This is a genomic window from Haloarcula sp. Atlit-120R (assembly GCF_003665885.1).
Lineage (GTDB): Archaea > Halobacteriota > Halobacteria > Halobacteriales > Haloarculaceae > Haloarcula > Haloarcula taiwanensis.
Genome location: NZ_QPLN01000002.1, coordinates 422,251 through 444,580, shown reverse-complemented (window position 1 = coordinate 444,580; position 22,330 = coordinate 422,251). Strand labels below are relative to the sequence as shown.

Here is a 22,330-nt window from a genome sequence, read left to right as displayed (position 1 = left end):
TATGGACGAATTCGACATCGAGACTGTAGCGGACCCCGACCTCGACGACCCGGTACTGGTCGAGGGGCTGCCCGGCGTCGGCCACGTCGGCAAACTCGCCGCCGAACACCTACTGGAGGAACTCGAAAGCGAGCTCGTTCGGCGTGTCTACTCAACACATTTCCCGCCACAGGTCAGCATTGACGACGGACAGGCGGAACTTGCCTGCGCAGAGTTCCACGCCGTGACGCCGGAGGAAGGCCAAGACCTGCTCGTGCTTTCCGGGAATCATCAGGCCCAGGACAACCAGGGCCACTATGGCCTGACCGACACGTTCCTCGACATCGCCGACGAGTTCGGCGTTCAGCGGGTGTTCGCTCTCGGCGGCGTCCCGACCGGCGAACTCATCGAGGAGTACGACGTGCTCGGCGCGACGACAACCGAGGATTTCAAGGAAACGCTGGAAGACGCTGGCGTGGCCTTCCGCGAGGACGAACCTGCGGGCGGCATCGTCGGCGTCTCCGGCCTGCTGCTGGGCCTGAGCAAGCGCCGCGACGTGCCGGCCAGTTGCCTCATGGGCGAGACCTCGGGCTATCTGGTCGATCCCAAGAGCGCGCAGGCCGTTCTCGAAATCCTCCAAGACGTCATCGGGTTCGAGGTCGACTACAGTTCGCTGGAGGACCGCGCCGACGAGATGGAGGAGGTCGTCCGGAAGATTCAGGAGATGGAACAGCAGAACTCCCCGTCGCCCACCGACGAGGACCTCAGATACATCGGTTAAGACGGATTTCTGTCCCCGTGTCTCGGCTGTCACCGACGGCGGAGCCGGTACCCTCCGAAACTGATTGGTGGGAGCCCGCCTGAAGCAGTCACCTGTTGCCGGAGAGCGGGAATTTCTTTACCACTGGACCCTAATTCGTGGCCGTGCAGACACAACCGGGTATGCCGCCGGAGTGGCTGGTCCTCGGGCTCGCCCTCGGCATCGCCGGAACCCTCGTTGTCGCCGGACTATTCGTCCTCGCGAATCGCGTGTTTCCGGCCGAGCGGCCGAACCGGCAGGCGACAGACGGCGGGGAGATGCGACGCCGGGCAGAGCTGCGCGAGTACCTCACCGCTATCGACGAGCAGTTCGCCGAGAACCACTTCGTCGAGGGGCAACACGTCGCCTTCTATCTCCCCAAGCGGGACGTGGCAATCACGTTCGACGCCCGAGCGTACTACCGCATCGAGCGGTCTCCGACTATTCCCGTACTGGTCGAACACGAGATGCCGGGCGTCTATCTCGGCGCACGCCTGCCCTTCGAAACGCCCGAAGTTGACCTCGGCCCGGATCCCGAAGAGGAACCACACCCGACAGTCCAGGCGTTCAGCGAACTGGGACTGACACAGAGCGCGTCGCTGGACGACGTGAAATCGGCCTACCGCGAGCGCGTCAAGGAGGTCCATCCGGACCACGGCGGCAACGAGGACGAGTTCAAGCGCGTCCGGGAGGCATACACCACTGCGAAACAGCACGCGTCCGGGGCATCGCGACAGCGAGCGTCGTAAGCGGAGACTGAAGGCCCCTCACTGCATCGGGACACAGCAGACCGGGACAGACGCATTACGGACAACGGTCTCGGTGACGCTTCCGGTCAGGTATCGCGTGAGGCCGGAGCGGCCGTGTGTTCCCATCGCGATGAGGTCGATATCGTGTTCCTCGCTGTAGGAGAGAATCGCGCGTGCAGCCGGGCCGCTTGCGATGTTACCTGCGACACTGACATCTGCGTCGCTGGCACGCTCATGGACCGTCGCAAGTGCCTCCTGGCCAGTTTGCTCAAGCGCCTCGTGAATCTCTGCTGATCCTTCAGCGCCGCCGAACCGGCTCGTGTCGACAGAGTAGAGCGTGTGTACGGTTGCGTCATACAGCTCCGCTAGCGTGACCCCCCATTCGATTGCGAGTGTTGCCCCCTCGCTGCCGTCAGTCGGGACGAGAATGTTTTCATACCGTTGCTCGCCGATTTCGACGATATCCCCATCCGGAGTGACCGTGACGATTGGGACAGCGGCAGTCCGCAGCGTCTTTTCTGCAACACTCCCGAGTGCAACCCGTTCGAACCCTGTCCGTCCCTGCGTCCCCATAACAATGAGATCGATGTCGTGAGCATCGACGTAGTCGTTGACCGCCTGAAACGGAATCCCCGACTCGACGGCGGTAGTGATTTGCCCGGAGAGATGCGCCCTGGCGAGTCTCGCGATGGAGTCTACCGCCCGTTCAGCCGCCTCCGTGAGGAGACGCTCCCGGTCGGTCTGCCCGTCAGAATTCAGCTCCGGTTCGATGTCACGGGCGTCAACTGCTGACAGTACGTGGAGGTCGGCACCGATTGTAGCTGCGAGATCGATAGCTCGCCGAGCCCCTATTCGTGCCCCGTCACTGCCGTCGGTCGGCACGAGAATCGAGTTGATCGTGTGGCTCATAGCCACGGTTTGACAGGCTATTGATTTAACACTACGTTCGATTCCCGCCACGTTGCAGAGTGAGTTTACGACCGCTCTGTGCTCGTAGGTGTACTGCATCTTGCACGCCTCGGTCAACGGACGGCGAACCGACCAGCTGCCGCCGGCAAGACCGAGAGGCGTTCACAGCCGACGGGACTGCGTCGTGTCTCCGAACAAGGCGCACCACCATTTTATCCACAGGCTGACCGTAGTCACGGTATGATCGCACGGATTCTCGTTCCGATGGACGATTCGGAAATGGCCCGGCGAGCGCTTGGGTACGCCCTTGAGAACCATCCTGACGCGGAGATTACTGTCTTACACGTCGTGGGCGGACCGTCGCCGTTGGGGGGAGCGGCCACCTCACTTGCTCTTGAGGATGATGTCGAAGCGGCTGCCGAGAGGCGTGCGGAAGGAGTATTCGACGAGGCTCGTGAGCGCGCCGCCGAGTACGATGTCGAAATAACCACTGAAGTGCAACTGGGCCACCCGGTCCGGGCGATTCTGAATAGAGCTGACGACTTCGATGCGGTCGTACTCGGAACGCACGGCGGCTCCTTAGCCGATCGGCTGGTCGTCGGGAACGTCGCTCAGAAAGTGTTCCGTAACTCGCCTGTTCCAGTCATTATCGCCCGATAAGTGGTGGCAGCTGCGACCGATGGACAGACTGCCCTAAGCACCGACAGCGACGGGACACCGGCCGTCTGTGCCAGAGTTAGTTTCGAAAGTCTTGCGGGTCGCAAGAGTGACTACGGCGTCACGACGAGCTTGCCAACGCTATCGCGATTCTGCATTGCCACAAACGCCGTACCGGTCTCTTCAAGCGAGTACGTCTCCTCGATTTCGGGGGAGAGCGAGCCGTCAGCAACGAGGCCGACGAGTCGCTCTAGGTCGCCCTGCGTCCCCATCGTACTCCCGATGACACGTTTATGCCCGAGGAACAGGTCCGGGATGTCGATTTCGGACGTGCCGCCGGCCGTCCGCCCACAGACCGCCATCCGGCCGCCGCGTCGCAGCACGTCAAGGCCGACCTGCGTGTACTCACCACCGAGGTGATTGAGCACGCCGTCGACTGTGCCGACATCGTCGACTGCCGCCCGAATCTCGTCCGGGTCGGTGCTCTTGATTGCGTGGTCCAGACCGAGCGATTCGACGCGGTCCAGTTTGTCCTGAGAGGAGGAGGTGCCGACAGTGTCAGCGCCGAGCGCGTCGGCGAGTTGCACGCCCGCGACACCGACGCCGCCGGTGACGCCCGGGACGAACACCAGGTCGCCCGGACCGGCCTCGACCCGCCGGAGCATGTGGAAGGCCGTCATGTAGGCCGTCGGCAGCGCGGCCGCCTCGACCGTGTCCACGCCGTCGGGGAGCGCGACGAGGCGGTCGGCCTGCACGCGGGCCGCCTCGGCGAGGCCGCCGTGGTACAGCGAGAAGTTCGCACAGAGGTTCTCCGGCCCCTCCCGACAGTAGTGGCAGGTCCCGCAGGTCTCGTTCGGGCAGAGTACCACCCGGTCTCCGGGTTCGACGGCGGTGACGCCCTCGCCCACGGCGTCGACGGTCCCAGCGACATCGAGACCGGTGACAAAGGGCAGGTCGTCCGCGTCGACCATCGCGGAATCGCCTTCGAGAATCCAGAGGTCGTGGCGGTTAATTGCGCACGCCTCGACGGAGACCACCGCCTCGCCGCGTCCGGGTTCGGGGGTCGGTCGGTTGACAATCGAGACGCCGTCCGGGCCAGTGAGTTCGCTGAACGCTGCGGCGCGCATCAGGCCAGTGTTGTGCCACGACGGGCTAAACGACACCGAAGTGTGCGGTGCTGTGTCACGGCGTCCCCCACTCCGGCCGACGGCGGCCTCAGATGCCCTGGCTCATGAGGTGACTGCGCAGCAGGTCCGCCTCCTTGCTGCCGGCGACGGGGTTCACGAGGACGACCACGTCGTCGCTGTCGAAGGCACCGTCGTCAGCCAGCGCCCGCGCGCCGGCGACGGCCGTCCCGCCGGTCGCGCCCGTCTCCGGCCCCATCTCGCAGCCGTCGACGGCACCGGCCAGGATGTCCGTGTCCGGGACGGCGACGCCGCCCCCGCCCGAGCGCTCCAGCGAGTCGAGCGCCGCAGCGCCGGCGGCGGGGTCGGGGACTTCGAGCGGGCCGACGATGGTGTCGGGGTGTTCGACCGTCGCCGGCTCGTCGTCGCCCTCGCGTGCGGCGTCGGCGATGGCGGCCGCCGAGTCGGGCTGTGCGGCGTAGATTCGCGGGACTGCGTTCGCGAGGCCGCTGTCGACCGCCGCCTGGAATCCGCGTTCGAGGCCGACAACTGTCTCACCGTGGCCGGTTGGGTGGACCACCGCGTCGGGGGCCGCCCAGCCGAGGTCGTCGGCGGTCTCGAAGGCGACGGACTTGGCCCCCTCGACGCGGAAGGGGTGTCCGGGCGCGACCGGAACCCAGCCCTCAGCGGCCTCGGCCAGTTCCTCCTCAAAGGCTGAGACGGCGTCGTCGTACCGGCCCTCGACGACGCGCATGTCGCCGCCATGGACGTTCACCATCGCCTTGTTCAGGAACGGACACCGCGAGGGGACGAAGCCCTTCGAGTCGACGCCGGCGCGGGCCGCGTAGGCGGCGCTGGCCTGTGCGCCGTTGCCCGTCGAGGGCGTCACGACGCGCTCGGCCCCGCGCTGGGTGGCGGCGGTGACCGAGAGCGAGAGCTTCCGGTCGCCCAGCGAGGCCGTCGGATTGCGCCCCTCGTCTTTGACGTACACCGAGTCGACGCCGAGTTCCGCGGCCAGGTCCGGGACCGGGACCAGCGGCGTCGCCCCCTCGCCCAGCGTCACCGTCGCGTCCCGCGGGAACGGCCGCAGCGGCTCGTACCGGCCCGGCCCCGTCGCGTCGGGCAGCGCCGCGGGCGTCAGCTCCGGAACGTCGTAGTCGCCGACGAGGACCCCGCCGCAGTCGGGACAGCGGTCGGCCGTGCTGTCGGTTTCTGCGCCACACGCCGTGCAGATGAGGCCGCGAAACGCCGCAGTCGTCTCCATGTCTCCCCCTGTGGACGGGACGACCAAGTGTGGTCCGGTCCCGCTTCAGCACGCTCTTGTCCGGGGCGGTCGAACCTGAGGGTATGACAGATGTCGTCGTCGCCGGAGGCGGACTCGCCGGGCTGGTCGCCGCCCGGCACTTGGCGGAGTCGGGCCGAGACGTGACCGTCTTCGAACAGGCCTCAGAGGTCGGGGGTCGCGTCCGGACGGTCCACGAGGACGGTTACACGTTCGACCGCGGGTTCCAGGTGATGTTCACTGCGTACCCCGCGGCCAAGCGTGAACTCGACATCGAGGCGCTCTCGCCCCGGACATTCACGCCGGGGGCCACTATCGCTAGTCCGAACCACCGTTCGGTGCTGTCGGACCCGCTTCGCAACCCCACGGCCGCGCCACAGACGCTGCTCAACACCGACGTGCGCACGGCCGACAAGCTCAGGCTGTTCCGGCTCCAGCGCGAGCTGGCCGGCGTCGAGCCGGTCGAACTGCTCTCCCGCGGCGGGCGGACCATCCGGGAGTACCTCGCCGACTACGGGTTCTCGCGGCGGTTCGTCGAGCGGTTCGCCGCACCCTTTTACGGCGGCATCACGCTCGACCGCTCGCTGGGGACCGACAGCAGCATCTTCGAGTACACATACAAGATGCTGAGCGAGGGCGAGATATTCGTCCCGGCCGACGGGATGCAGGCGATGCCGCGACAGCTCGCCGACCGCGCTCGCTCGGCCGGCGCGACCATCGAGACCGACGCGGCCGTAACTGACATAGATACCCACGACGGCGAGGTCACTGTCGAGGTGGGCACGGAGACGGTGACGGCCGAGAGTTGCGTCGTCGCGACGGACCCGGAGACAGCGGCAGAGCTGACGGATATTGATGCGATTCCGACTGCGCCGGTCGGCTGTGTCACGCAGTACTTCGCGCTCCCGACGAACCGCGCGCCGACGACCGGCCAGCGCATCATCCTCAACGCGGCCGACGACCGGCCCAACACCGTCGCGCCGCTGTCGGCGGTCGCCAGCGAGTACGCGCCCGCCGGCATGGAGCTGTACAGCGCCACGTTCCTCGGGACGCCCGACGCGAGCGACGCGGACCTGGCCGCCGAGGTCCGGGACGCGCTCCGGTCGTGGTACCCGAACGCGAGCTTCGAGGCGCTCGAACACCTCCGGACCGACCGGGTCCCGTTCTCACAGTTCGCTCAGCCGCCGGGGTACCGAGAGTCGCTCCCGGACCCGACAGCGCCGGACGGAAACGCGGTGCTGGCCGGCGATTACACCCGCTGGTCGTCGATACAGGGTGCGCTGGAAAGCGGCAAGGTCGCCGCTGATCTGTTACGATAGTAGAACTGCTGAGACAGCTCCGAAGAGACGGCGGTCTATGCGGCTGGACCGCCGCTATTCGTGTTTCCCTCGTGGTCTGGCCCCTCCCCTTCGAGGACTTCAGAAACGTACTTTATTGTCGCGAAGTACAGCAGCAGTAGCGAGAGCAGCGTAATCGCGATGAGACCCAGCGCGATTTCTGTCTGAACCATATTCCAGCGTCCACCGTCGCGGCTCAAATACTTACCGTTATAGCATGCGACGGAACTCCCCCAGCGGCGGGAACGACAGCGTCTCGCGCCCGCTCTCGTCCCAGACCACTGGCTCAAGTCGGTCGGCGTCGGTGACCAGCGGGGACTGGAAGTCGCTGGCTCGCATCTCGTTGACCTCGACACCGGCGTTCAGCCTGTTGAACGACGGGAGCATCACCACGTCACTGCCACGGTACTGGCCGGACCCGACAAGGTAGCAGGGCCGGCGCTGGCCCTCGATGGCAATGGTGGGGTGGTCGTGCCCGACGACGTAGCGGTCGGCGTCGGCCTCGGGGGCCTCGTGGCCGTGGCAGACGACGGTGTCGCCGACCCGGTAGGCCGTCTCGGTCGGCCCGTCCCACACGCTGTCGAGCATCGTGTCGTGGTTGCCCGGCGTCACGAGCAGCCGTGCACCGGCCGTCCGGCAGGCCTCCCTGAGGCCGGCGACGGTGCTCTCGACCGACCGGGGGACGGTCCGGAACGAATGCAGCAGGTCGCCCGCGACGACGACCTCGTCGGGGTCGTGGCGCTCGACGAGCGACTGGAACCGCTGGACCATGTCCGAACCGGAGCCGACCGGGAGTTCGAGGGTCCCGCCGGTGCCCCGGCCGACGTGGAGGTCTGCGACGACGAGCGTGCCGTCGAGCAGGAGCGACCGGTCGTCGTAGCTGGCTGTCATCGCCGTGAGGTCGGCGCTGGTGACGCTTATATTGTCGGTCACGCGGATGGTCGGTGCGGAGCCGCCCGTGTATCCGGGCCTGACAGTGTCGGTGGTATTTTTACCTGCGACTCCCGTGACTCCTGTATGGTCGACGTCCTGGAGAACAAGCGGGCCGCGACGCGGTTTCGGGTCCTCGTGGAGATCGCCGAGCGCCAGCCCGCAGTGAGTCAGGGCGAAATAGCCGATGCCGTCGGCGTGACGAGCCAGGCCGTCAGCGAGTACATCCGCGAACTCGTCGACGACGGACTCGTTGAGAAGGAAGGCCGGTCCCGCTACCGGGTCACCAAGGAGGGCGTCGACTGGGTGTTCCAGTCTGCGACCGACGTTCGGCGGTTCGCCGACCACGTCACCGACGACGTACTCGGGAGCGTGCAAGAGGACGCCGCCATCGCCACGGCGGATCTGGAAGAAGGAGAGACGGTGACACTCTCACTGTCGGACGGGCTGTTGCACGCCCATCCCGGCGGCGGCGACGCGACGGGCGTGACGACGACGAGCGCCGCGGCGGGCGATGTCGTCGGCGTCACCGGCTTCGAAGGCGTCATCGACCTCGACCCCGGCCACGTCAGCGTCATCCAGGTCCCGCCAGTCCGGTCGGGGCCAGTCGAGAACATTGACGAGATCGCCACAGCCTGTGCAGATGTCCCCATCGTCACCGCAGCGGGCGTCGAGTCCGTCGTCGCGCTCCGCGATGCCGACATCGAACCGACGACACATTTCGCGGCTGGCGAGGTAGCTGCCGCCGCCGCATCACGGGGACTCAATGCCGTCGTCGTCGCGACACAGGACACTGTCGGCCGTGTGACCGACGCGCTTCGCGACGCGAGCGTCGACTACGACGTGACGCAGTGACCCGCGAGTAGCGGGACTTTTCCGCTCGGCTGCCGTCAGGACACCCATGAGCGACCACGATATCCATGATGCTGTCGAGGCGTTCCTGAACGAAGCCGACGACGCCTACGGCGAGTACGAGCAAGGGTACACCGACGCTGATGCGACGCTCCGCCGGCTGGAAACGGCTATCGAGGAACTGCGGACGGCGGCCGAGGAGTAGGACGCCGTCCATCGTCGGGCGAACAGTATTGTAGTCTCAGATTCATGTAGTCCGTATGACGGATGTGGTTCTGGTAGACGGCGCACGCACTGCACACGGTGAACTGCTGGGTGGCCTCGCAGAACGAAGCGCGATAGAGCTGGGTACGGCAGCCGTCGAGGGACTGCTTGACCGAACCGCAATTGATAAACACAGTGTCGACTGGGTCGGCCTCGGAAACGCGGTACAGGCGGGCGTCGGCCAGGTTCCGGCCAGACAAGTCGTCGTCGAGTCGCCGCTCCCTGACGATGTCGCCGCCACGACGCTCAACGAGGCATCGGGGTCCGGGTTGCGGGCGATCACGACTGCCGCCGACCGTATCGAGGCCGGTCGGGCGTCGGTGTGTTTCGCCGGCGGTATGGAGTCGATGTCGAACGCGCCGTATCTCGTTCCAGATATGCGCGGCGGTCACCGACACGGGAACAGCGAACTCGTCGACGCGATGATCTGGGACTCGCTGTGGGACAAACACTACGACGCGCACATGGGCACGCTGACAGAGGAACTCGCCACAGAGCACGATATCAGTCGTGAGGCGCAAGACGAGTACGCACGGCGGAGCAACCACCGGGCCGGCGACGCCATCGAGTCGGGGAAGTTCACCGAGGAGTTGGTCCCCGTCGAGACGGCCGACGGGCTCGTGACCGGGGACGAGGGGCCGCGGCCGGACACGACCGTCGAGCAGTTGGCGACGCTGCCGCCGGCCTTCGTCGAGGGCGGCACGATCACCGCCGGCAACGCCTCGAAGCTCTCTGACGGAGCGGGTGCAGTGGTGCTGGCCGACGCCGAGACGGTCAAGCGCGAAGGGCTTGGACCGATGGCCCACGTCGAAGATTACGCGGTTGCCTACCGGGACCCGTCGGAATTCTCTATCGCCGTCCGCGACGTCGTCGAAAAACTACTTGAGCGCAACGACCTCGCCGTCGCCGACGTGGACCACTTCGAACTCAACGAGGCGTTCGCCGCGCAGATGGTGTACGTCGCTGACGAACTCGACATCCCCGCCGAGAAACACAACCCGCTCGGCGGCGCGGTGGCGCTCGGCCACCCTATCGGGGCCAGCGGCGGCATCCTCACGACCACGATGCTGTACGCGATGGAACGAGAAGACCATCACCGCGGCATCGTGGGGATGAGCGTCGGCGGTGGCGGCGCAATCGCGATGTCTGTGGTTCGGTAAGGACTCGCCAGCGACGAGGCGAGTGAGCGTCGGCGGTGGCGGCGCGAAACGCCACGAACTGAAAGCGGAAGGGCAAGCGGGCACGCCGCACGAAATCAGCCGAAAGGAGAGGATAACAGTTAGATTACGAGCTTGTTTTTCCGATTTCCTCCAGTGAGAGTGTGTAGTCTCCGCGTCCGCTGTAGACATACACGAGGATACCGATCTCGCTGACCTGTGAGAAGTCGTCGATGATTATCTGTTCGTTGCTGTCCTGCGTGTAGGACGCGCGGTCGTAGTCGTTCGGCGTGGGTATGCGACCGTCGAAGGAAACATAGAGGTCGAAGTCAGCATCAGACGGCCCATTGAGGCTGAGGATCAGTTGCAGCGGCGAGTCCGTCTTCAGGGAGTACGTGTACGTATCATAGTCAAGCATCCCGCTGAGCGAGCCGGACGAATCAGTGGTGATGCGGTCTTTTGCTTCAGAAGAGACAGAGACGTTGACTGACGTGGTTGCCTCGGCACCGTCATTATCGGTCACAGTGACGGTAACAGTGTAATCGCCAGTGTCGGTGTACGTATGGCTGACCTCTGCTGCGTCCGACCCCTCAACAGGGTCAGAGCCGTCGCCGAACTCCCAGCGGTAGTTCGTTATCGAGCCGTCGGGGTCACGGGAGCCGCTGGCATCGAAGATAATCTCTCTGTTGACAGTGACAGTTCGCGAGTCGTCGTTGAGCGTCACGATTGGCGGTTCGTTTTTCGAGCCCCCGCCGGCAGTGACGAAGTTGTATGCATCCGCAAGACCGACACCGACGAACTGGCTGTCCTCACTCAGTGGCTGGGCAGTGTCCAGAAGGTTCTGTCGGGTCTGACTGACGGGCCATTCGTGTCTGTCGAGTCCGAGCGCCGCAACGCCGGCGACAGCAGGACACGCCATTGACGTTCCGGGGAACTGCGCGTAGTCTCCTCCCGGAACGGATGAGAGGACATCATTGCCCGGAGCTGCGATGTCGACCTTCTCACCGTAGTTCGAGAACTCGGTGGGACTCTTGTTCTGATCGACGGCACCGACGGCGACACACTCTTCGTAGGCTGCTGGGTACGACACGTCCTGCTGACTTGGCGGGTCACCATCCTTGTGATTACCGGCTGCACAGATGAGGAGGACACCCTGATTCCATGCGTACGAGACGGCGTTTTTCATCGTCTGGTTGTAGCCGCCACCACCGAGGGACATGTTGATAATGTCCGCCCCCTGATCAGTCGCCCACTCGACAGCGTTAGCGATATCGGCGGTTCGGCCCCCGTTTGGGCCGAGTGCACGACAACTCAGAAGCCGTGAGTTACTGACACCTGCGATACCGGTTTCGTCATTCGTTTCGCCGGCAGCGATGCCGGAAACGTGTGTCCCATGCTGAGCGGATTGTGGTGCGGGGTCGCTGTCGTTGTCGACGAAGTCCCGTCCTTTCTGGTTCCCGAACTGTCCGTCAAGGTCGGGATGAGTGTAATCCGTACCGGTGTCTATGACAGCGATGGTGACATCCTTGCTGCCGAAGGTAACATCCCAGGCTTTCGGAGCATTGACAAGTTGTGGCGCGTACTGGCTGTCGAACTTCGGATCGTTTGGAATCGTGGCGATCGGCTCGCGAACGTGGTTGAACTCCGTGTACTTGACTCCCTCAATTGCTTCGACCGTCGGAAGAAGTTCTTCCGTGAATTTCTGTGGGACTGCTGAGCGAAGGTACGAAAGCGACTCGTTCACGTCGATAATATCGAGCTGCTCGAGGTCGGATCGCTCCTTTATTTTGCTATGAACATCTGATGCGTTTTTATCATTTGAAACACCGATCAGATATTCTTTTGTATCAGAATTTTGTGATGCACTGGCTTCTCCACCAAAGGCTGCGACCGTTACAGCGGAACCGAGCATCTTGATGACTGATCTTCTGGACGGTTTCGGCAGAGTATGTCGAGACATCCGACTCCCACTAAATATGGGTGAGTTATAAAACTAATATATAATTCCTCATGCAGCCCGTTATTCAATAAACCGAATAACATAAACTGCATTATGAATACGTGTTTATTCTGATATCTGATATATAATGGGATAGAAATAAACTTGTTATTAGTTTCTTTAGTCAGTGGGTCCAGCAGAACAGACGGACGATTCCAATGCTACCGAAGCACAAGGAAGAATTATCGGGCCAGCCGCCCCGAAACAGAGTATGACCGAATTCTCTAAACGAGTAGAGCAGGTATCGATTTCGGGCATCCGTGAAGTGTTCGAGGCGGCCGGCGAAGACGCGATTAACCTCGGCCTCGGCCAACCGGATTTTCCGACGCCGGAGCACGCACGCGAAGCGGCCGTCGAGGCAATTCAAACGGGGGAAGTCGACGCCTACACGTCGAACAAAGGGACCGAGGAACTCCGAGACGCCATCGCCGCCAAGCACGAGCGGGATAACAACCTCGACGTCGACCCCGGAGACATCATTGCCACGTCGGGCGGGAGCGAGGCGCTGCACATCGCCTTGGAGGCCCACGTTGATGCAGGACAGGAGGTTATTTTTCCGGACCCGGGGTTCGTCTCCTACGACGCGCTGACCCATTTAGCCGGTGGGACGCCGCGACCGGTGCCGCTGCGTGAGGACCTCACGATGGCCCCCGAGACGGTCGAGGAAGCAATTACCGACGACACGGCGGCGTTCGTCGTGAACTCGCCTGCCAACCCGACCGGCGCGGTTCAGACCCCCGAGGACATGCGGGCGTTCGCCCGTATCGCCGACGAGCACGACGTGCTGTGTATCTCCGACGAGGTGTACGAACACCAGGTCTTCGAGGGCGAGCACCGGTCACCAGCGGAGTTCAGCGACTCGGGCAACGTCGTCGTGGTCAACGCCTGCTCGAAGGCCTACTCGATGACGGGCTGGCGGCTCGGCTGGGTCACCGGCGCGACGGACCGCATCGAGCGAATGTTGCGCGTTCACCAGTACGCACAAGCCTGTGCGTCGGCCCCGGCCCAGTACGCCGCCGAGGCGGCACTGACCGGCCCTCAAGAGCCGGTCGCGGAGATGCGCGAGGCCTTTCAGGAGCGCCGCGACGTGCTGCTGGACGGCCTCGAGGAGATGGGACTGGACTGCCCGACGCCCAAGGGCGCGTTCTACGCGATGCCGAAGGTCCCCGACGGGTGGGTCGACGAGGTCATCGATCGCGGGGTCGTGGTCGTCCCCGGCGACGCCTTCGGCGAACACGGCGCGGGCTACGCTCGCATCTCCTACGCGACGGACACGGAGACGCTGAAAGAGGCCATCGATGTCATGGCCGACGCGACGGCGGCGCTCCGCTGAGCGGGGGTCAGCGCGGCCGACGCGGACACTCGCAGGTGTCGTCGGACCGGACCAGTCGCCCCGAAATTGGAACAGTCTCGGGGGAGAGTGCGAAGAAACCCTTTATCGGTCGGCCGTCTGGACTCCGGTATCCCATCGTGGCACATGCATCCGAGTCCAGCGCGCCCGTCGGCGGGGAGAGACAGGACTATACGACCGGCAGACGCAGGTCCCGGGAGGACAGTGGGATGGAGAAAGCGCTCTGGTACCTGTTGACGGCGACGCGTGGCGGCGCCAACCGGGCGCGTATCATCGACGCTCTCTCGGACCGACCGATGAACGCAAACGAACTCGCCGACGAACTCGACGTGGGCTACAAGACGATCAGACATCATATGGAACAGCTAGAAGAACACGGCGTGGTCGAATCCGGCGACGAGGAGTACGCCAAACTCTACTTCCTGACCGACCGGTTCGACAACTACCGCGACACCTTCGAGGAGATCGTGGAGAAAATGGACGAATGAGGGAACAAATCACCCGGGCCGCGACCGGCCGACGGGAGGGGCGGCGCTGATGGCGATGGGACCGCTCATCACCGCCGCGGCGGCGCTCGCGGGGCTGAACGTCCTGCTGTTGCTCCCGCTGCTGGGCGTCTGGGTCCGTAATTACGCGACGTTCCGGACGGGACTCGTCGCCGGCCTCATCGCCTTCGCCGTCGCGATGCTCGCCGAGAACGCCATCGCCGTCTACTTCTTTTTCTCGATGCAGAGCTTCTACGCCGGCGACCCACACGTCCAGCAAGCCGTACTGGTCCTGCGCTCACTGCAGTTTATCGCCATTGTCGGACTGAGCTACACGACGCTTCGGTAACCGCGGGTGGCAGCGACGGCCCGTTTCCGGACTGTCCGTGAGTGACACTGTGCTGTCGCCCGAACAGGTTCGGGACAAACGCCTGACTGGCGTGGACCATCATCGGACGTATGAGCACAGATCAGCAGGACGCGGTCCGCGAACTCGACGTTCGAGACATCGACGGGGAACCGTTCGAGCACATCATGGACGCGCTCGACTCGGTCAGCGAGGACGAGGCGCTCCGGCTGGTGAACAGCTTCGAGCCGGTGCCGCTGTACGACGTTCTCACGAAGAAGGGGTATCAGTACGCCGCGGAGCAGGTCGCCGACGAGAAGTGGCACATCACGATACGGCCGGACTGAGATGCGGACCGAGCGCGCCTCGCGGTGGTTCGTCGCCACCAGCGCGCTGTTTTTCGTCGGCTTTCACGCCGCGATGGCGGTCGCCGCCCCCCGGCGAGTCGTCGTCACGCTCGGTCTCTACGGGTTCGTCCTGCACGTCCTGTTCGGGAAGGCCTACGCGCTCGTGCCGCCGTACTTCGAACGGGACCTCGCGTGGGAACTGGGGCCAGCCGTCCAGTTCCCGCTGTCCGTCCTCGGCACAACAGGGCTGGCGCTCGCGCCGCTTGGCCCGTCGTGGCTCCGACCAGTGGGAACCCTTCTCTGGGTCGGCGGCGTCGGGGTCTTTCTCGGGACGCTTGGGTGGACGATTGCCGGAAACGTCACCGGCACCGCGACGGGGACCGGCGGCGCGAACGCCCACCGGGAGCCGGTCGACCGAACCGCCAACGTCGCGGTCCCGATTGCGCTCGGCTACCTCGCGCTCGCCGCGGGGAGCGCGCTCGCCACGACCGCCGGCTTCGGGTCGGTCCACCCCCAGCAACTGTCGCACCTGCTGGCCGCGGGGACGGCCGCGCTGTTCGTCTTCGGCGTCGGCTTCCGGCTGTTCCCCCGGTTTCTGGTCGCGGCAGTGCCGCGCCCGGTCGTCGCCGTCGTCGTCGCGGCCGGTGCCGTCGGTCCCGCGCTGCTCGGATTCGGGCTGTTCGACCGCACGCTCCTCCTCATTGGTGGCGTCGTCGAGGCCGTCGCAGTCGCTGGGTTCGCGCTGTCGTATCTGGCCCTCTTTCTGCGGTCGGAGCGCCGCCGCGTGGGGTTCTACGCGGTCCTGTTGGCGGTCGTGGCCGGAGTCGTCGGTATCGGACTCGGGTTGACTGTCGCCGTAACCGGTCGGAGCCCGGCGCTGGTCACCGCGCACTATCGGGCGATGCTGGCGGGCTTTCTCGGACTCACTGTGGTCGGGGCAGCGTTCCAGTTCTACCCGCCGGCAGTCGGCGTCTGGCCCTGTGCAGATGACCGGACGGCACTGCTGTCGATTGCACTGCTTGGGAGCGGACTCGGCATACAGCTACTCGGTCTTGTCGGCCGTATCGGCTGGATGAGACCAGTCGGCACAGCGGCTGGCGGTCTCGGCGCGCTCCTCTATACGTATCTCCTGGTAGCAGCGTTCGCTCGCCGCTGGCAGTAGTGGCGACCCACCAGAGACCTATTCCGTGATGATGCTGTCAAGCAGTTTCGTCTGGGCGGCGGCGAGGTGTTCCGCGAACGTCGAAACGGAGATATCCAGTTCCGTCGCCACGTCGCCGGCGTTGGCCCCTTTGGGGTATTCGAAGTACCCCATCTCGACGGCCGTTTCGAGCACTTCCTGTTGCCGGTCGGTGAGCTTGCTCCGGTCGACCAGTATCGAGTCCGCCGGGTCCACGTCACCGTTTCGACGCATCGACCGGAGCGAGACGCCGTCGTACAGTTCTTTCAGCCGCGTCACGATGGCGCGCACCCGATCGACATCGGGAGCGTGAAATGTCAGGTGGAGCTGTCCGCCCTCGGCGCGGATATCTGCCACCGGACAGTCATACGTTTCGACCGCTTCACAGACGCACTCGGTTCGGGACCGAGAGAACTGGTAGCGGGCGCCGGTGCCCGTCGAGAACACCTTGTCCATGCCTTCCCGTGTCTCGATTTCCCCTCCGTCAGTGCCCGTCGCGGTGAACTCTTCGATGACCTGCCCGTCTGCATCTGGGCTGCTTCGGGCAACATCGGTCACGGCCGCGCCCGCCTCGTCCGAGACGCTCGCCACCGGACAGGCCCCCGGGGCATCGACCGATAGCTCCACTCTGATGCCGGAGTCGCTCATACCGAATACTGTGACACCGTGTTACAAAACGGGCGAGGCGCGTTCCCACGGAGTGAAAAATCCCCTCAATCTGCCGGGTGCTGGTCGGGAACCGTCCCGTCGAACCCCTCGGGCTGGTAGTCACACAGCGGGTCCGCCGCCAGCGGGTCCCCCGTCGTCGCGTAGGCCCGCGACCGGCTGCCGCCACAGACCGACCGGTACCGGCAGGCGCCGCACTTGCCCGTCAGCGCGTCGTCGTCTCTGAGTTGCTGGAACAGCGACGACTCCCGGTAGATGTCGACGACGCTTTCCTCTCGAACGTTGCCGGCCGACTCAGGCAAGAATCCGGACGGATACACCTCGCCGGTGTGGCTCACGAAGGCGAACCCCTTGCCAGCGCGGATACCCATCCGCCGTTTGAGCCCGGCAGCACCCTCGTCCTGATTCTGCATCGCGACGCGCCGATAGTGGGGCGCTTCGGTCGTCTTGAGGCCGAACGACGCCTCGTCGCTGACCTCGCGGAGCCACTCCAGCACGCGCTCGGCTCGCTCGGGGGGAATCGGCGTCAGTACCCGCCCGCGGCCGACCGGGACGAGGAAGAACACCGACCACAGCACCGCGTCGAGGTCCGCGACGAGGTCCCGTATCGCCGGCAGTTGCTCGACCGTCTCCGCGCAGACGGTGGTGTTTATCTGCAGCGGTATGTCGAGGTCACGGGCCGCCTCGGCGGCCTCCATCGTCGCCTCGAAGCTCCCGGACTCGCCCCGGAAGGCGTCGTGGGCGTCGCTGTCGCCGCCGTCGATAGACAGCGCCAGCCGCCGGAGCCCGGCGTCGTCGAGTTCGGCCAGCCGGTCCCGCGTCAGCGAGGTCGTCCCGCTCGGGGTCATCGTCATCCGGAGGCCCTGCTCGGTCCCGTAGGCGACGAGTTCCGGGAGGTCCTCGCGGGTCAGCGGGTCCCCGCCCGAGAGGACGACCAGCTGGCCCTCGCCGAACTCGCGGGCCTGGTCAAGCAGCGCCTTCCCCTCCGCCGTCGAGAGTTCGTCGGGGTGGCGGCGCGGCTGGGCATCGGCCCGACAGTGCTTGCACGCCAGTTCGCAGGCCTGCGTCACCTCCCAGATCAGCACCAGCGGCTGCTGGTCGAGGTCGAGGTTCCCGTGCATCTATGCCTCCCGGTGGACGCGGGTGACGTGGCCCCCACAGCCACACTGCTGGACGTACTCCACTGAGACGCTGTCGCCGAAGGCCGCCTCAAGCGCGTCGAATAGGTACGTCTCGGGATGGCCGTGATCGGCGTGGCTCACCAGATTGACGTGGTTCCCAGCCGTCGTCATCTCGACGGCGTCGACGGCCTGCTCGACGACGGCGTCGAGGTCATCGGCGTGTGCGGGCGTCTCTAGGTTCGCCGACCAAGAGTTGTCGTGGACCTCGGTCGTAACCGGCGGCAGGTCCTCGTGGGAGTGGCTCATAGGTACCCGTTACCGGCGGGTGTCCCTCGGTCCTTTCCCGAATATGTTCGGGATATTAATAGAGAACAGATAGGCGGTCACTCGAACAGTCACACTCGTGTTTACCGCGATGATACTTGTTCGACGAGCCAGTCGAACTGCCTGTTGAGTTCCTTCGTGCGCTGTCGGGAGATGACGGTCGAGTCGAGCATCTCGCCGAGCACGGGGAGGTCGAGGGCGCTGTACTCCGTCATCGCCGTCACCTCGGTCCCCTCATCGACGGTTTCGACCGTGTACTCCGTCATCATCGACTCGAAGATGCCCTGACGCTGCTCGTACCGCAGCACTGCGTCAGTCTCGACGATTTCGAGGTCCAGTTCGATTTCGAAGAGACCGACGCGGTTCGTGATGCCGAGGTCGTCCCCGTCCAGCGTCACCTCGTCGAATCCTGCCGCGATCATGAACGGCTCCACGTCGGTTATCAGATCAGTGACTGTTTCCGGATCGGCCGGGATTGTCCGAGTCAGCGAGACGCGCTCCATACCAGACGGCCAGTGGCCGGCGAAATAAGCGTTCGCCATACCCGTAGATGTTCGGCCCGTCGGTCTTGCATGCCCGACGCTCGCGCCGAGAGCACACGACAGGTCCCCCAAGGTTCTTGTCCGAGCCATGGGTAGACGAACATGTTCGGGATTACGGCCGCAGAGGTTGGGCGAATATATTCGGATACACCAATGCCACACGCTGAACTCACACTCACGATTCCGGACGAAATCTGGATCGGCGACGTGTCGCGCACGTACAACGATGCGACGTTCCGAATCCTCTCGGCGCTCCCCGGCGAGGACTCCGGCGTCGGACTGGCGGAGATCACAGCCGACGACCTCCCGGCGGTGCTCCGCGACATCGAGGGCCAGGAGTCGGTCACCACGCTCGAAATCCTCTCCCACCGCGACGACAGCGCATTGGTGCAGTTCGAGACGTCGATGCCGCTCCTGCTGTTCCCGGTCCAGGGGTCGGGCGTCCCGCTGGAGATGCCGTTTACGCTCTCGGATGGGGAGGCCGTCTGGGACATCTCCGCGCCACAGGAGCGGCTCTCCGAACTCGGCGAGCAGCTGGAGGAGTTCGGTATCTCCTTCAGCGTCGACCGCATCCGGCAACACCTCGAAACCGAACAGGTGCTCACCGAGAGCCAGTTCGAACTGGTCGAGGAGGCCATCGAGGCGGGCTACTACGACACGCCGCGGGAGTGCTCGCTAACAGAGCTTGCGGACCGAGTCGGTATCGCGAAGTCGACCTGCAGTGAAACGCTCCATCGAGCGGAAGAGCAGATACTCAAGCAGTTCGTGTCGGACCACCCGGCGCGGTGACGGGAAGTCGAAGGGCGTAATACGCGCCTCTGTGAGAGGTACGACATATGAGTTCCGACGCGGTCGACGAGACGCACGAAAACGCTCGACAAGAGGTCGTCGCGGTGGACGCCGACGACAACGAGGAGGGGCTGGTCAATCGGCTCGACGCCCACACCGGCGACGGGGTTCGCCACCGCGCGTTCACCGCCCTGCTGTTCGACGAGGACGACCGAATCCTGCTCGCACAGCGCGCCGCCAACAAACGCCTCTGGGACACCCACTGGGACGGCACCGTCGCCTCTCACCCCGTCCAGGGCCAGACGCAGGTCGAAGCCACCGAGGAGCGGCTTGAAGAGGAACTGGGTATCGACCCCTCGCAGTACGGAGACCTCCGCGTGACCGACCGGTTCGAGTACAAGCGCTACTATGAGAACGCCGGCCTCGAATGGGAGGTCTGTGCGGTCCTACAGGCCACACTCCACGACACGTCGCTGGAACCGAACCCCGAGGAGGTCGACGGTCTCATGTGGGTTCCCTACGAGCGACTACGCGAGCACCCCGAGTACTACCGGCAACTGCGCCTCTGTCCCTGGTTCGAGATTGCGATGCGCCGGGACGAGGAACGGTAGGTCGGCCCCGACGCCGCGGCGGCCTCGCCACGACCCCCCTTCTTTTCGGCTCGGCCGCCCAACCTCGGGTATGGACGTTCCGCTCTATGACTCCCTCGACGGGCAGGTCGCCCTCGTTACCGGAGCGACGCGGGGCATCGGAAAGGCAATCGCTGACGGGCTGGTCGACCTCGGCGCGACTGTGTACGCCGGCGCACGCGATACTGACGACATCGAGGCCACGGACCGCCACGCCGTCGAACTCGACGTGACCGACGACGAGGGGATGGTCGCCGCCGTCGACCGCATCGAGCGCGAACAGGGTCACCTCGACGTGCTGGTCAACAACGCCGGCGTGATGGACTCACGTGACCCGCTGGACGAGATGCCGACCGACATCATCGACCACACCCTCGATACGAACCTCCGGGGGGCAGTCCTCATGACGAAATACGCCCTTCCGCTGTTGCTGGCCGAGGAGGGCGGCCGCGTCGTCACCATGTCGTCCGGGCTGGGAGCCATTACCGAGAGCCAGTCGGGTGGCACGCCGGCCTACCGAATCTCGAAGACGGGCGTCAACGGACTGACAAAGTACCTCGACGGCGAGTACGCGGCCGACGGGCTGGTCGCCAACTCGGTGTGTCCGGGCTACGTCCAGACGGACATGACCGAGGGTAGCGCCCCGCGGACGCCGGAGAAGGGGGCCGAGACGCCGGTCTGGCTCGCCCGCTTCCGACCCGACGCACCAAGCGGACGCTTCTGGCGCGACAAGGCCGAAATCGAGTGGTAGCGGCTACGGTCAGTCAGCGTTCTCGCTGTGGGCCGCCACTGGGTCGTCCGTCGCGTGGGCGGGCTCAGCCGTTGGCAGTTGCAGCTCTACGGTCGTTCCCGATTCGTCCGTATCGGGGAACGACATCTGACCGCCAAGGTTCCGGACGATCCAGTTGACGAGCCACAGTCCGACGCCGGAGCCGTGCTTGAGCGGCGTTTCGGTCCCCGAACGGATGACCTCGCGCTCGTGGTCGGTGATACCGGGACCGTTGTCGTGAACGGCCACACGCGCGCCCGGCGTTCCACCGGCCCGCGTCGCCGTAATCTCGACCGTAACTCGGTCCGCATCGGCTGCTTGATGTTCGACAGCGTTCTCGACTAGCTCCTCCAGCGCGATGAGGACCGACGGACCACCCCGAATCCAGATATCATCCTCGCAGGTGAGCGTGATCGCCACGTCAGGGTGGCGGTCCCGGGCATCGCTGACGACCGATTCCAGTAGTTGGCGAAGCGCTGTCGGGCTGTGCTGTTCGGTCTCTAACGCCTCGGTGACTCGCCCGATTTTGTTGCTTCGGTCGACGATGTCGTCAACTGTGCTGATAATGCGGTCGAGTCGCTCGCGCTCGTCGGTGTCGGCTGTATCCCTGAGCAGGTCCGCGTTCCCCTTGACGACGTTCATCTCGTTTCGGATGTCGTGTCGGAGCAGGCGGTTGAGCACGTCCAGCCGCTGTTCGCGCTGTCGGCGGTCTGTGATATCCCGGAGGCTGATGAGATGGCCCGAAACAACGCCGTACGCGCGGTACAGCGGTATCACGCGCACGTCGTAGTACCGCACACTCCCGCCACGGTCGAGAGCCATCTCGGTCTGTGTTTGCTCGCCAGGGCCGGGGACCGTCTCGGCGAGTGTCGGTGATGTCTGAGAGAGCGAGCGGCCCAGAACCGCGGTCTGGTCACCGTCAAGCAACGCCGTGGCGGCCGCGTTGATGTCGACGATGCGGCGCTCGTCGTCGACAATGATGACCATATCGTCCATTTCGGTGAAGATAGCTTCTCGCCCCAGTTCTCGGGTCACCGGTGCCACGTCGAGCAGTTGCCCGCGGAGGATAGCGACCGAGAGGACGGCTCCCGATGCAACGTACCCGAGACTCGTCGGGTCGAAGGCGGTCGGCAGCACACCGAGCACAAACAGCGTCTGGACGACCGTCGGGACGGCGATGGCGAGCAGCAGTGCGAGCCCCTGGCCCTGGAATACCTGATTCGACCGGAACAGCATTCGTAACAGGAGGACACCGCCGGCGAGGATCAACAGCAGTATGTAGGACATGTGGCCCCAGTACACGACTTCGTACGCGGGCACGAGCGTCACCGACGACGCCGAGACGTACTGCGTCCCGCGACCGGACCAGATGAGTTCGTGTGCGTGATTCGACCACACGAGCGTGACAAACACCGCCGGTTCGATAAGCAACAGCGCTGTTCGGCGCTGGGTGAGCCAGTGTGGATGTCCCGTGTACTCGATAACCGTCACGAGCCACGCGACGGGGATGATTACCGAGAGCGTCAGCTGCACCTGGACGAGTCGCTCCATGGTTGCCAGCCCCGGCACAGCAAGCTCGATACCGTACGTAACGGCCCAGAGGCTCGCCGCAACGACGAACACTGCCAGCGGTCCTGCACCCGGCCGGTCCCGGTGGAGCCACACGAGAAAGGCGACGCCCATGCCGACGACACCCGACAATAAAACGACAGTAAGCGGCGACAGGACCATTCAGTAGCTTAG

Annotated in this window: 26 protein-coding genes; 15 read left to right on the top strand and 11 right to left on the bottom strand. The window is 64.8% G+C overall.

Translation table 11 applies throughout. From position 1 onward, the window contains the following. The first annotated feature begins 1 nt into the window (after position 1). Entirely contained in the window at positions 2-760 is a 759-nt protein-coding gene (locus tag DVK01_RS09525; RefSeq protein WP_101349431.1) for a proteasome assembly chaperone family protein, read from the top strand. A 143-nt stretch (positions 761-903) separates the two neighbouring features. Then, positions 904-1,527, top strand: a complete 624-nt coding sequence (locus DVK01_RS09520) for a J domain-containing protein (protein ID WP_101349430.1) — start codon at positions 904-906, stop codon at positions 1,525-1,527. A gap of 18 nt (positions 1,528-1,545) precedes the next feature. On the opposite strand, the gene DVK01_RS09515 is transcribed toward DVK01_RS09520, so the two are convergent. Continuing rightward, positions 1,546-2,436: a universal stress protein gene (locus DVK01_RS09515; RefSeq protein ID WP_121536473.1), complete on the bottom strand. Its 891-nt coding sequence runs from the start codon at positions 2,434-2,436 to the stop codon at positions 1,546-1,548. A gap of 240 nt (positions 2,437-2,676) precedes the next feature. On the opposite strand from DVK01_RS09515, the gene DVK01_RS09510 reads away from it, so the two are divergent. After that, positions 2,677-3,096, top strand: a complete 420-nt coding sequence (locus DVK01_RS09510) for a universal stress protein (protein WP_101349428.1) — start codon at positions 2,677-2,679, stop codon at positions 3,094-3,096. Between the two features lie 110 nt (positions 3,097-3,206). Here the strand turns inward: DVK01_RS09510 and DVK01_RS09505 are convergent, their stop codons facing one another. Both DVK01_RS09505 and DVK01_RS09500 read right to left on the bottom strand, forming a co-directional pair. Further along, positions 3,207-4,220, bottom strand: coding sequence for an alcohol dehydrogenase catalytic domain-containing protein (locus DVK01_RS09505; RefSeq protein WP_121536471.1), 1,014 nt, complete (start codon positions 4,218-4,220; stop codon positions 3,207-3,209). Positions 4,221-4,308: 88 nt separating this feature from the next. Continuing rightward, entirely contained in the window at positions 4,309-5,481 is a 1,173-nt protein-coding gene (locus DVK01_RS09500) for a pyridoxal-phosphate dependent enzyme (protein WP_101349426.1), read from the bottom strand. An 83-nt stretch (positions 5,482-5,564) separates the two neighbouring features. On the opposite strand from DVK01_RS09500, the gene DVK01_RS09495 reads away from it, so the two are divergent. Then, the gene (locus tag DVK01_RS09495; protein ID WP_198560219.1) at positions 5,565-6,818 is read left to right on the top strand and encodes an NAD(P)/FAD-dependent oxidoreductase; all 1,254 of its coding nucleotides are present in this window, start codon (positions 5,565-5,567) and stop codon (positions 6,816-6,818) included. A gap of 35 nt (positions 6,819-6,853) precedes the next feature. Here DVK01_RS09495 and DVK01_RS22200 read toward each other — a convergent pair whose 3' ends face one another. Both DVK01_RS22200 and DVK01_RS09490 read right to left on the bottom strand, forming a co-directional pair. Further along, complete coding sequence (locus DVK01_RS22200) at positions 6,854-7,009, bottom strand: hypothetical protein (protein WP_004518693.1); 156 nt, start codon at positions 7,007-7,009, stop codon at positions 6,854-6,856. Between the two features lie 37 nt (positions 7,010-7,046). Then, positions 7,047-7,727, bottom strand: a complete 681-nt coding sequence (locus DVK01_RS09490; RefSeq protein WP_101351402.1) for a metallophosphoesterase — start codon at positions 7,725-7,727, stop codon at positions 7,047-7,049. Positions 7,728-7,853: 126 nt separating this feature from the next. On the opposite strand from DVK01_RS09490, the gene DVK01_RS09485 reads away from it, so the two are divergent. Genes DVK01_RS09485 through DVK01_RS09480 form a run of 3 tightly spaced genes read left to right on the top strand, consistent with a single transcriptional unit; the run spans position 7,854 to position 10,042 of the window. After that, positions 7,854-8,621, top strand: a complete 768-nt coding sequence (locus DVK01_RS09485; RefSeq protein ID WP_101349424.1) for a MarR family transcriptional regulator — start codon at positions 7,854-7,856, stop codon at positions 8,619-8,621. 46 nt (positions 8,622-8,667) lie between these two features. Next, positions 8,668-8,823, top strand: a complete 156-nt coding sequence (locus DVK01_RS22195; protein WP_198560218.1) for a hypothetical protein — start codon at positions 8,668-8,670, stop codon at positions 8,821-8,823. 55 nt (positions 8,824-8,878) lie between these two features. Further along, positions 8,879-10,042, top strand: a complete 1,164-nt coding sequence (locus tag DVK01_RS09480; protein WP_121536469.1) for a thiolase family protein — start codon at positions 8,879-8,881, stop codon at positions 10,040-10,042. Positions 10,043-10,166: 124 nt separating this feature from the next. On the opposite strand, the gene DVK01_RS09475 is transcribed toward DVK01_RS09480, so the two are convergent. Beyond that, positions 10,167-11,783 (bottom strand): S8 family serine peptidase, encoded by a 1,617-nt coding sequence (locus tag DVK01_RS09475; RefSeq protein ID WP_304999845.1) that lies wholly within the window; start codon positions 11,781-11,783, stop codon positions 10,167-10,169. A gap of 466 nt (positions 11,784-12,249) precedes the next feature. On the opposite strand from DVK01_RS09475, the gene DVK01_RS09470 reads away from it, so the two are divergent. The 5 genes from DVK01_RS09470 to DVK01_RS09450 all read left to right on the top strand — a co-directional run bounded on the left by DVK01_RS09470 (position 12,250) and on the right by DVK01_RS09450 (position 15,729). After that, positions 12,250-13,371, top strand: a complete 1,122-nt coding sequence (locus DVK01_RS09470; protein ID WP_101349421.1) for a pyridoxal phosphate-dependent aminotransferase — start codon at positions 12,250-12,252, stop codon at positions 13,369-13,371. 227 nt (positions 13,372-13,598) lie between these two features. After that, positions 13,599-13,877: a winged helix-turn-helix domain-containing protein gene (locus DVK01_RS09465; protein ID WP_101349420.1), complete on the top strand. Its 279-nt coding sequence runs from the start codon at positions 13,599-13,601 to the stop codon at positions 13,875-13,877. Between the two features lie 49 nt (positions 13,878-13,926). Then, positions 13,927-14,223: a hypothetical protein gene (locus DVK01_RS09460; protein ID WP_121536465.1), complete on the top strand. Its 297-nt coding sequence runs from the start codon at positions 13,927-13,929 to the stop codon at positions 14,221-14,223. A 110-nt stretch (positions 14,224-14,333) separates the two neighbouring features. Continuing rightward, entirely contained in the window at positions 14,334-14,567 is a 234-nt protein-coding gene (locus DVK01_RS09455) for a DUF2249 domain-containing protein (protein ID WP_121511099.1), read from the top strand. 1 nt (position 14,568) lies between these two features. After that, a complete protein-coding gene (locus DVK01_RS09450; protein ID WP_121511100.1) occupies positions 14,569-15,729 on the top strand; it encodes a hypothetical protein in 1,161 nt (386 codons plus the stop codon). Between the two features lie 18 nt (positions 15,730-15,747). On the opposite strand, the gene DVK01_RS09445 is transcribed toward DVK01_RS09450, so the two are convergent. The 4 genes from DVK01_RS09445 to DVK01_RS09430 all read right to left on the bottom strand — a co-directional run bounded on the left by DVK01_RS09445 (position 15,748) and on the right by DVK01_RS09430 (position 18,361). Then, positions 15,748-16,395, bottom strand: coding sequence for a helix-turn-helix domain-containing protein (locus DVK01_RS09445; RefSeq protein ID WP_121536463.1), 648 nt, complete (start codon positions 16,393-16,395; stop codon positions 15,748-15,750). 65 nt (positions 16,396-16,460) lie between these two features. Continuing rightward, complete coding sequence (locus DVK01_RS09440; RefSeq protein WP_121536461.1) at positions 16,461-17,534, bottom strand: radical SAM protein; 1,074 nt, start codon at positions 17,532-17,534, stop codon at positions 16,461-16,463. Beyond that, complete coding sequence (locus tag DVK01_RS09435) at positions 17,535-17,840, bottom strand: CGCGG family rSAM-modified RiPP protein (RefSeq protein ID WP_101349415.1); 306 nt, start codon at positions 17,838-17,840, stop codon at positions 17,535-17,537. A gap of 101 nt (positions 17,841-17,941) precedes the next feature. Further along, complete coding sequence (locus DVK01_RS09430; RefSeq protein WP_232794520.1) at positions 17,942-18,361, bottom strand: SRPBCC family protein; 420 nt, start codon at positions 18,359-18,361, stop codon at positions 17,942-17,944. A gap of 192 nt (positions 18,362-18,553) precedes the next feature. On the opposite strand from DVK01_RS09430, the gene DVK01_RS09425 reads away from it, so the two are divergent. The 3 genes from DVK01_RS09425 to DVK01_RS09415 all read left to right on the top strand — a co-directional run bounded on the left by DVK01_RS09425 (position 18,554) and on the right by DVK01_RS09415 (position 20,569). Beyond that, on the top strand, positions 18,554-19,189 hold the full coding sequence (locus tag DVK01_RS09425; protein ID WP_121536839.1) for a helix-turn-helix domain-containing protein: 636 nt from the start codon (positions 18,554-18,556) through the stop codon (positions 19,187-19,189). A 47-nt stretch (positions 19,190-19,236) separates the two neighbouring features. After that, on the top strand, positions 19,237-19,800 hold the full coding sequence (locus DVK01_RS09420; protein WP_053966195.1) for an NUDIX domain-containing protein: 564 nt from the start codon (positions 19,237-19,239) through the stop codon (positions 19,798-19,800). A gap of 70 nt (positions 19,801-19,870) precedes the next feature. Next, positions 19,871-20,569, top strand: coding sequence for an SDR family NAD(P)-dependent oxidoreductase (locus DVK01_RS09415; RefSeq protein ID WP_101349412.1), 699 nt, complete (start codon positions 19,871-19,873; stop codon positions 20,567-20,569). Between the two features lie 9 nt (positions 20,570-20,578). On the opposite strand, the gene DVK01_RS09410 is transcribed toward DVK01_RS09415, so the two are convergent. Beyond that, complete coding sequence (locus DVK01_RS09410) at positions 20,579-22,318, bottom strand: histidine kinase N-terminal 7TM domain-containing protein (RefSeq protein ID WP_121536459.1); 1,740 nt, start codon at positions 22,316-22,318, stop codon at positions 20,579-20,581. Positions 22,319-22,330 lie beyond the last annotated feature (12 nt).

Bases quoted from the DNA above. Each gene is read 5' to 3' on its own strand.
- DVK01_RS09445 (WP_121536463.1), bottom strand. From the start codon at position 16,395: ATGAGCGACTCCGGCATCAGAGTGGAGCTATCGGTCGATGCCCCGGGG.
- DVK01_RS09465 (WP_101349420.1), top strand. From the start codon at position 13,599: ATGGAGAAAGCGCTCTGGTACCTGTTGACGGCGACGCGTGGCGGCGCC.
- DVK01_RS09515 (WP_121536473.1), bottom strand. From the start codon at position 2,436: ATGAGCCACACGATCAACTCGATTCTCGTGCCGACCGACGGCAGTGAC.
- DVK01_RS09415 (WP_101349412.1), top strand. From the start codon at position 19,871: ATGGACGTTCCGCTCTATGACTCCCTCGACGGGCAGGTCGCCCTCGTT.
- DVK01_RS09450 (WP_121511100.1), top strand. From the start codon at position 14,569: ATGCGGACCGAGCGCGCCTCGCGGTGGTTCGTCGCCACCAGCGCGCTG.
- DVK01_RS09490 (WP_101351402.1), bottom strand. From the start codon at position 7,727: ATGACAGCCAGCTACGACGACCGGTCGCTCCTGCTCGACGGCACGCTC.
- DVK01_RS22195 (WP_198560218.1), top strand. From the start codon at position 8,668: ATGAGCGACCACGATATCCATGATGCTGTCGAGGCGTTCCTGAACGAA.
- DVK01_RS09525 (WP_101349431.1), top strand. From the start codon at position 2: ATGGACGAATTCGACATCGAGACTGTAGCGGACCCCGACCTCGACGAC.
- DVK01_RS09470 (WP_101349421.1), top strand. From the start codon at position 12,250: ATGACCGAATTCTCTAAACGAGTAGAGCAGGTATCGATTTCGGGCATC.
- DVK01_RS09420 (WP_053966195.1), top strand. From the start codon at position 19,237: ATGAGTTCCGACGCGGTCGACGAGACGCACGAAAACGCTCGACAAGAG.
- DVK01_RS09430 (WP_232794520.1), bottom strand. From the start codon at position 18,361: ATGGAGCGCGTCTCGCTGACTCGGACAATCCCGGCCGATCCGGAAACA.
- DVK01_RS09510 (WP_101349428.1), top strand. From the start codon at position 2,677: ATGATCGCACGGATTCTCGTTCCGATGGACGATTCGGAAATGGCCCGG.
- DVK01_RS09500 (WP_101349426.1), bottom strand. From the start codon at position 5,481: ATGGAGACGACTGCGGCGTTTCGCGGCCTCATCTGCACGGCGTGTGGC.
- DVK01_RS09410 (WP_121536459.1), bottom strand. From the start codon at position 22,318: ATGGTCCTGTCGCCGCTTACTGTCGTTTTATTGTCGGGTGTCGTCGGC.
- DVK01_RS09455 (WP_121511099.1), top strand. From the start codon at position 14,334: ATGAGCACAGATCAGCAGGACGCGGTCCGCGAACTCGACGTTCGAGAC.
- DVK01_RS09485 (WP_101349424.1), top strand. From the start codon at position 7,854: ATGGTCGACGTCCTGGAGAACAAGCGGGCCGCGACGCGGTTTCGGGTC.
- DVK01_RS09425 (WP_121536839.1), top strand. From the start codon at position 18,554: ATGCCACACGCTGAACTCACACTCACGATTCCGGACGAAATCTGGATC.
- DVK01_RS09460 (WP_121536465.1), top strand. From the start codon at position 13,927: ATGGCGATGGGACCGCTCATCACCGCCGCGGCGGCGCTCGCGGGGCTG.
- DVK01_RS22200 (WP_004518693.1), bottom strand. From the start codon at position 7,009: ATGGTTCAGACAGAAATCGCGCTGGGTCTCATCGCGATTACGCTGCTC.
- DVK01_RS09480 (WP_121536469.1), top strand. From the start codon at position 8,879: ATGACGGATGTGGTTCTGGTAGACGGCGCACGCACTGCACACGGTGAA.
- DVK01_RS09435 (WP_101349415.1), bottom strand. From the start codon at position 17,840: ATGAGCCACTCCCACGAGGACCTGCCGCCGGTTACGACCGAGGTCCAC.
- DVK01_RS09505 (WP_121536471.1), bottom strand. From the start codon at position 4,220: ATGCGCGCCGCAGCGTTCAGCGAACTCACTGGCCCGGACGGCGTCTCG.
- DVK01_RS09440 (WP_121536461.1), bottom strand. From the start codon at position 17,534: ATGCACGGGAACCTCGACCTCGACCAGCAGCCGCTGGTGCTGATCTGG.
- DVK01_RS09495 (WP_198560219.1), top strand. From the start codon at position 5,565: ATGACAGATGTCGTCGTCGCCGGAGGCGGACTCGCCGGGCTGGTCGCC.